The following is a 7,400-nucleotide window of genomic DNA, read 5'->3' on the forward strand; positions in this document are numbered from 1 at the left end:
ATCTCCTTAGCTCGTGGTAATAGCGAATTAGCCCAAAAACTGGCCGAAGTGGTAGGCCAGCTAAGCTACAGGCATTGGAGGAAAGAAAATCGAAAAAATTACCTAGGTTCACTTGACAGCTTCTCGGACTTTGTCATAATTGACGATTTAATGTTCCTGGCCATGGACCGCCATGAAGGCAACTTGTTTTTCCAGCTTATCAACAAGCTTTACGGTCAATCTTCGGTAATAATAACGTCCAACAGGGGCTCGGAGGACTGGGGTGAACTGCTGGGTGACCCGGTAGTGACCACAGCCATACTGGACAAAATTATTCACCGGAGTGAGGTGATTAATTTAAAGGTGATAGCTATAGAATAGCTCACAGGAAAACCATTTTTGGAAATAACTAGGTTTTCAAAAATTTTTGCTTAAATTTGTTCAAACTTACTTGACAGTCACACCGCCCTGATGCTCCCATAATATAGTGACTACCGAGGAAAGCTTTATGTTGGCGTCTTCTAAGACTTTTTGCATCCGATTGATTTCACGTGCTCTTTCTTCAATTAGTTTCTTGCGGTAGCGTACCAATTTCCGTAGCTCCCTTTGCTCACGCGAGGGGATATAGCTGTCCTTTAAAAGCCCATGTCGTAGAAAGTCAGCTATCCATTCAGCATCTTTAACATCGGTCTTGCGCCCGGGTACCGCCTTAATATGTTTGGCGTTGACAACAAGGATCTCGATTCCTTCAAGCTCAAGAAGGCTATAGATTGGTTTCCAGTACACGCCGACTTTCAATGGCTACGTGAGGGTTGAGTGGGACAACCCTGACATCCCCATCAAAACCCAGGCAGAGCTGCTGGGACTTAACCGTTGTTGCAGGAATAGGATTTAACTGGTATTTCCGATGATTTTAGTCTCTATTGGTGTTTGACAAATTATAAATCTATTAATGCAACGCTAATGTAAATTATTTCAATAAATTATAAAATTGAAATATTTTAAATTTACATAAAAAATAGTTTAATAAAAAAATTTAAAATTTAATTGACAATTTAAAAAAGGTATGATAAATTACTTTATAGGAAAAAATGAGAAAGCTTCTCATATAATGAGAAAAAATATTAAAGTTAGATTTAGGATGTAACGAGGTCAATATTATATGGCTAGCGTTATTGAAAGGGCAGTAACAATTTTAAAATTGCTGATTCCTCAAGGGGGCATTAAAGAATGGGGTGCTTCTGAAATTGCTTACCGATCCGGTATACCTGTAGGCACTGTACATAGAATTCTCTTGGAATTAAAAAAGCACGGATTGGTAGCGCAAAATGATGTTACTAAAAAGTTCCGTTTAGGCTTATTGTTAATGGAACTTGGGTTCATTGCCCGGGAAAACCTGTCCATCATGGAAACAGCTAAGCCTGTTTTGAAAAACCTCATGGAAAAAACTAAGGAAACAGCTCACCTTACTATTCAAGATGGCTATGAAGGTGTTTTGATTGACAAAATAGAGACTATGTATGAGCTTAGAACTGTTCAACCCATTGGGATGAGAACCCCTTTGACTCGGGGAGCATTAAAAAAAGCGATTTTAGCCTTTTTACCTTCAGATGAAATAAATGACATAATTGAAAAGCATGAAAAAGCAAAAAACCGCCCCCAAATTATGTCAGAGCTTGAGGATATAAGGTTAAAAGGATATGCCATTAGCTTTGGCGAGGTTACTTGCGGAACGGCAGCAATTGCCACTCCTGTCTTTGACTTTCAGGGAAAAGTAGTGGCATCTATTGGAATTATGGGCCCGGCAACCCGCTTTACCCAAGAAGAAATACCACAAAAGATAAAATACGTGATGGAGGCAGGGGCACTTTTGACTAAAAACATCAGGGGGCATGACCGAGTTAAAAGGAATTAATCTTATCCTTTGATTCATTGCTCATAAAAATATACAGATATCATCAAAGAGTGGGAGGGACCTATAAAAGGTTGTTCCAAGATAGTTCATAGCCAATTTTTAAATTAGCCAGGTAGTCGAGGTGGCAATAAAAGAAGGAGGTTAGCTATGGGACAAGAAGTTTGCCAAGGAACTGTCAAAATAATTCAGGGTAATGAAGCCATTGTGGAAGCAGCCATAGCTGCAGGGTGCAGGTTTTTTGCGGGATATCCCATTACCCCTGCTTCCGAGATAGCAGAAGCAATGGCCCAGCGATTACCACAGGTAAATGGTGTTTTTCTGCAAATGGAAGATGAAATAGCCAGCATTTGTGCAGCCATAGGGGCTTCTTTTGGAGGGATGAAAGCGTGCACAGCTTCCTCAGGGCCCGGTATTAGCCTCAAACAGGAGGGTGTTGGCTATGCTGCTGTGGTTGAGGCACCGATTGTTATAATTAATGTAATGCGTGGCGGCCCTGCAACAGGAATGCCTACAGCACCGGGGCAGCAGGACATATTGCAGGCTAAATACGGCTCACATGGTGATTATGAAATTATTGCCTTAATGCCCTCGTCATGTCAGGAGGCATTTGATTTAACCTATAAAGCCTTTGTGTTGGCAGAAAAATATCGCGTACCAGTTTACATTCTGTCTGACGAAATTGTGGGGCACACCCGGGAGAAAGTTCGCATCCCCGCCGGCTTAAAGCCTGTAGAAAGGAAGAAACCACCCAAAGAAGGCTATCAACCTTTTAAAGCAGGTGATGATGGCCTGCTTGACGGAATGCCGGCCTTTAATGAGGGCTATAAGCTTTTAATAGAGGGCCAGCTCCACGATGAGAACGGTAATCGCGCCGCTCATTTGCCGGAAGTGTGCGCTAAACTTACTGAGCGGCTATGTAAAAAAATAACTAACCATGCTGATCAATTAGTTGATATAGAAACTAGTTTTCTTGATGATGCTGAAATTGTGGTTGTTAGTTTCGGTAGTCCTGCTCGTCCGAGCTTAAGGGCTGTTAAGGATGCTAGGGAAAAGAATATTCGGGCAGGTTATATAAAGATCCGTACAATTTGGCCTTTTCCGGAAAAGAAAATTGCAGAGTTAGCTGCCAAAGCCCATACCCTAATTGTACCCGAGTTAAATATTGGGCGGATGGTCAACGAGGTTAAACGTGCAGTTGCTGGCCAAGTGGAAGTGGTCTCTCTTCCAAAACTTGGTGGGTTGCTGCATACCCCCGGAGAAATTTTAGCAGAAATTGAGAGGAGGGCCACTGTATGCACCCGTTAGGTGAAAAGTATCTCAGAAAATTTACCCTGCCCCTATTGTGGTGTCCGGGTTGTGGCAACGGTACAATTTTAAACGCTACTATCAGGGCGATTGATCAATTGGATATTAGAGATAAAGTAGCGCTGGTTGGTGGTATTGGCTGCTCAGGCTGGATACCGGTATATATCGATGTTGATACTTTGCATGTATTACATGGCCGCGCCATACCATTTGCCAGTGGCTTAAAAATGAGCGACCCCAGCAGAAAGGTTATTGTATTCACAGGCGATGGTGATTGCCTGGGCATCGGCGGTAATCATTTCATTCATGGCGCCAGGAGAAACATAGATATTACAGTTATTATGGTTCATAACCAGATATATGGCATGACGGGCGGGCAAGTAGCACCAACAACACCTTCTCACGGCAAAACCAAAACCTCTCCTTATGGCAATCCTGAAATTCCCTTCGACGGATGCGCACTGGCTAAGGCTGCCGGGGCAACCTTCGTAGCCCGCTGGACCACAGCTCATCCGCGGCAACTCAGCAAAACCATAGCAGAAGCCATTGACCATGAAGGATTTTCCTTTATAGAAGTTTTAACCCAGTGTCCAACCCAGGCTGGCCGGGTTATATATGGTGTAGCCGATCCAGCACAACTGTTGGATATGCTTAAAGCAAATACAATTAACGTAAATGCTGCCAAGAATAAGAGTATAGAAGAATTAACAGGAAAAATTTTAATTGGTAACCTTTACCATGATGACGAAAGGCTGGAATTTGCCAGCAATTATTATAAAAAAATAAGTAAGCTAGCAGCTAGTTGCTAATAATTAAAGGTGGTGTAAAACAGTGGTGACTATAGATGAACAGTATTGTAAAGGATGCTTTCTTTGCCTCCATTACTGCCCAAAGAAAGTCATAGGTAAATCGAAAAAAATAAATGGTAAGGGATATACTCTACCTTACATCGCCAATCCGGATGCATGTACCATGTGTAGAACATGTGAGCTGATTTGTCCGGAACTTGCCGTTACAGTTGAGGGGGGAGCAAGTTGAGAAAGGAAATAAAACTGGCCGGCTTTGGTGGACAGGGAATTATTTTAATGGGCGTATTACTGGCCCAGGCTGCCGGCTATTTTGAAGATAAAGAGGTCGCCCAAACACAAAGCTACGGTCCAGAAGCCAGAGGCGGCGCCTGCCGGGCGGAAGTGGTAATCTCAGATGAGCTAATAGATTATACGAAAACCTTAAATCCCGATATTTTTGTAGCCATGTCGCAGCCTGCCTTTGATAAATATATCAATGACATAAATCCTGAAACCGCTGAGGTTTTTGTTGATAAAACCCTGGTAACAAACATACCCGAAACCATTAAACATCTTCATCGCATTCCCGCTACCAAATTGGCTGAAGAAAAATGCGGCAATAAAATGGTGGCCAATACTATTATGCTAGCGGCTTTGGTTAAACAGACCAATTTAATAACTATTGAGGCACTCAAGTCTGCCATAGTCAATCAATTACCCCCCAAAATGCAGGATATAAACCTTAAAGCTATTGATACTGCATTAGATTATTATAAGCAATAAGGTGGTATGTAGTTATGAAACTGTATGAGTTTGAAGGTAAATCAATTTTTCAGGAAATAGGCATCCCTGTACCAAGAGGTATAACGGCTACTAACCTGGAGGAAGCCAAAAAAGCGGCAAGCGAAGTTGGTTACCCAGTAGTAGTAAAAAGCCAGGTTTTGCGTGGAGGACGGGGAAAAGCTGGTGGAATTAAATTTGCCGAAACTGAGGATGAATTAATTAAAGCCGTAAATGATTTACTAGCCTTGCAACTTTCAGGTGAGCAAGTTGAAAAATTGCTGATAGAAGAAAAGTTATCAATTGCCCATGAATTCTATATGGGAATTACTTTAGACCCCAAAAGTTTACTGCCAATCCTGATGATATCCGCCCAAGGCGGCATGGATATCGAACTTGTGGCTAAAAATTACCCCGACCAGCTACATAAATTGCACCTAAATCCGCTAAAAATACCAAAACTTTACCAAATGATAGATTGGGTGCTGCAAACAGGCTTAAAGGGTAAAGAACTGTTAGAAGTAGCCAAGGTATCACTTAATTTGGTAAATTGTTATTTTAAGTATAACGCCATTACCGCTGAAATTAATCCCCTGGTTATCGATGTAGATGGTAAAGTTATAGCGGCTGATGCCAAAATTGAAATTGATGACGCGGCACTCTTCAGGTTACAAGCCTTAAATAACTTTAAGAGAAGAGATGAAATTTTAGATCCCCTGGAGGCAGAGGCCAAGGCCGTAGGCGTTTCTTACGTAAGGCTAGGAAAAGGCAATATTGGCTTAATTGCCGGTGGCGCAGGACTTGGTATGGCTTCCATGGACATGATTGCCGCCCATGGCGGGGCGCCCGCAAACTTCTTAGATCTTGGTGGCGATGCAACCATGGAAAAAACAGCCGCTGCATTAAGAATAGTTTTGAAAACGCCAGGCGTTGAAGGGGTTTTAATTAATCTCTTCGGCGGCATCAATAATTGCGAAAAAATGGCAATGGGTATTTCCCAGGTTATTAATGAAGTTAACCCACCACAAGCTATCGTAGTAAAAATGAGAGGTCACTCTCAAGATGAGGGCTGGGCTATTTTAGAGAAAAATAACATTCCAATCATAAAATATGGAACAACAGAAGAAGCTGTAATTCTATTGTTAAAAGAAATGAACAAAAAGAAGGTGATCAATAGTGTCCATATTGGTTAATGCAGATACTCGTGTAATCATTCAGGGAGCAACCGGTAAACAGGGTTCTTATCACACGCTCAAAATGCTGGAATACAATGTCAACGTGGTAGCAGGGGTTAGCCCAGGTAAAGGCGGATATAATGTGCACGGTGTGCCAGTTTATGATACGGTTGCTGCAGCTAAAAGGGAACATCAAATAGATGCATCGCTAATCATGGTGCCGCCTGCGGGCGTGCTTCTCGCGGCAATGGAGGCCATTGAAAATAAAATACCGCTAATTGTTATTATTACAGAGCATGTACCTGTTCATGATAGTTTGATCATTAAAAACATGGCTAAAGAAGCAGGAGTACGCGTCATTGGTCCCAATACCATTGGAGTTATCAGCCCTGGAAAGAGTAAAGTAGGCATAATGCCCGGTTATATTTACAGCGAAGGCCATGTAGGCATTATTTCTCGCAGCGGTACGTTGACCCATGAAGTTGCTTCTAACTTAACATATAAAGGAATTGGCCAATCCACCTGTGTTTGCATTGGCGGAGATCCCGTTAAAGGAACAGATTTTGTGGATGTTCTGAAGCTCTTTCGCGAAGATGAGCAGACCGATATTGTAATTATGATTGGTGAAATCGGAGGTGCCGGTGAAGAATTGGCGGCCCAATACGTTAAGGAAGCCGGCTACCCCAAAAAGATTGTGGCTTTCATTGCCGGTCGGAATGCTCCTGTCGGAAAGAGAATGGGACATGCCGGAGCCATTGTCTCTCAGGGCTTTGGCACGGCAGAAGCAAAAATTAAAAGTTTAAATGAAGCAGGAATTACAGTTGTAGACACACTGGACGAACTCTTGCAAGTAACCCGCTAAATAGAAGACTCACGGTAAAAAGTCAAGGGCCAAAAAATGGGAATAAATAACTCAAGGCTTCAAAAAGACAATAAAAGACCACACCAGTCGAATGGAACTAACTGGAAACAAGAAATTTATTAGGCTATGTATTACAATTAATTAATCACCGTCCCTTTATAGATTTGGCCTTTGCTCAGCAGCGCAAAGACCAGTCGTACTAACTTACGAGCAGTCAAGACCAGCGCTCTTTTATGCTGGTGTTTGGTCACCTCATGGTACTTTTTCTGGTAATAGGCCTTATACTCCTCGTTGTGCACCCGCAACGAGTTAGCGGCCTGGACCAGGTAATAACGCAGATAGCGGTTTCCGCTTTTAGTTAAGCGGCGTTCATCAGCATCGAAATCACCCGACTGGTAACGGGTCCAGGTAAGACCTGCATATTGAGCCAGGGCAGCCTGATTTTTGAAACGTTTAATATCACCAATTTCGGCGATTATGCTAGCGGCCGAGACAGGACCGAGGCCCTTTACGCTGGTTAGGGTCTGGGGTATGGCTTCTAATTCTCGGCAGATGACCTTATCCAGTTGTTTAAGCTGCCTTTTGAGGTGGTCAAT

Annotated in this window: 8 protein-coding genes and 2 pseudogenes; 8 read left to right on the forward strand and 2 right to left on the reverse strand. The window is 42.6% G+C overall.

The genetic code is table 11. The features are described from left to right. Window positions 1-123: 123 nt before the first annotated feature. Window positions 124-392, forward strand: a pseudogene (locus tag KKC1_RS06320) (ATP-binding protein); the annotation flags it as partial. A 26-nt stretch (window positions 393-418) separates the two neighbouring features. Here the strand turns inward: KKC1_RS06320 and KKC1_RS06325 are convergent. Beyond that, window positions 419-768: pseudogene (locus KKC1_RS06325) on the reverse strand (IS110 family transposase); the annotation flags it as partial. A gap of 373 nt (window positions 769-1,141) precedes the next feature. Between KKC1_RS06325 and KKC1_RS06330 the strand changes: the two are divergent. From KKC1_RS06330 to sucD, 7 genes are all read left to right on the forward strand, one after another. Beyond that, window positions 1,142-1,894 (forward strand): IclR family transcriptional regulator, encoded by a 753-nt coding sequence (locus tag KKC1_RS06330; RefSeq protein WP_088553644.1) that lies wholly within the window; start codon window positions 1,142-1,144, stop codon window positions 1,892-1,894. A gap of 147 nt (window positions 1,895-2,041) precedes the next feature. Then, window positions 2,042-3,199, forward strand: coding sequence for a 2-oxoacid:acceptor oxidoreductase subunit alpha (locus KKC1_RS06335; RefSeq protein ID WP_088553645.1), 1,158 nt, complete (start codon window positions 2,042-2,044; stop codon window positions 3,197-3,199). 98 nt (window positions 3,200-3,297) lie between these two features. Continuing rightward, window positions 3,298-4,008 (forward strand): thiamine pyrophosphate-dependent enzyme, encoded by a 711-nt coding sequence (locus tag KKC1_RS06340; protein WP_238134222.1) that lies wholly within the window; start codon window positions 3,298-3,300, stop codon window positions 4,006-4,008. Window positions 4,009-4,033: 25 nt separating this feature from the next. Next, a complete protein-coding gene (locus tag KKC1_RS17400; protein ID WP_368731557.1) occupies window positions 4,034-4,237 on the forward strand; it encodes a 4Fe-4S dicluster domain-containing protein in 204 nt (67 codons plus the stop codon). Continuing rightward, the gene (locus tag KKC1_RS06350; RefSeq protein WP_088553648.1) at window positions 4,234-4,770 is read left to right on the forward strand and encodes a 2-oxoacid:acceptor oxidoreductase family protein; all 537 of its coding nucleotides are present in this window, start codon (window positions 4,234-4,236) and stop codon (window positions 4,768-4,770) included. The genes KKC1_RS17400 and KKC1_RS06350 overlap by 4 nt, the downstream gene beginning before the upstream one ends. Before the next feature lie 14 nt (window positions 4,771-4,784). Further along, window positions 4,785-5,960 carry an ADP-forming succinate--CoA ligase subunit beta gene (gene sucC, locus KKC1_RS06355; RefSeq protein ID WP_088553649.1) on the forward strand — a complete coding sequence of 392 codons (1,176 nt, stop codon included), beginning with the start codon at window positions 4,785-4,787 and terminating at the stop codon, window positions 5,958-5,960. After that, window positions 5,944-6,804 carry a succinate--CoA ligase subunit alpha gene (gene sucD, locus KKC1_RS06360; RefSeq protein ID WP_088553650.1) on the forward strand — a complete coding sequence of 287 codons (861 nt, stop codon included), beginning with the start codon at window positions 5,944-5,946 and terminating at the stop codon, window positions 6,802-6,804. The genes sucC and sucD overlap by 17 nt, the downstream gene beginning before the upstream one ends. Before the next feature lie 137 nt (window positions 6,805-6,941). On the opposite strand, the gene KKC1_RS06365 is transcribed toward sucD, so the two are convergent. After that, window positions 6,942-7,400: IS110 family RNA-guided transposase (locus KKC1_RS06365; RefSeq protein WP_143288694.1), on the reverse strand; the 459-nt coding region annotated here is incomplete at its 5' end.

It is taken from the genome of Calderihabitans maritimus (genome assembly GCF_002207765.1).
In the GTDB taxonomy this organism is placed as follows: domain Bacteria; phylum Bacillota; class KKC1; order Calderihabitantales; family Calderihabitantaceae; genus Calderihabitans; species Calderihabitans maritimus.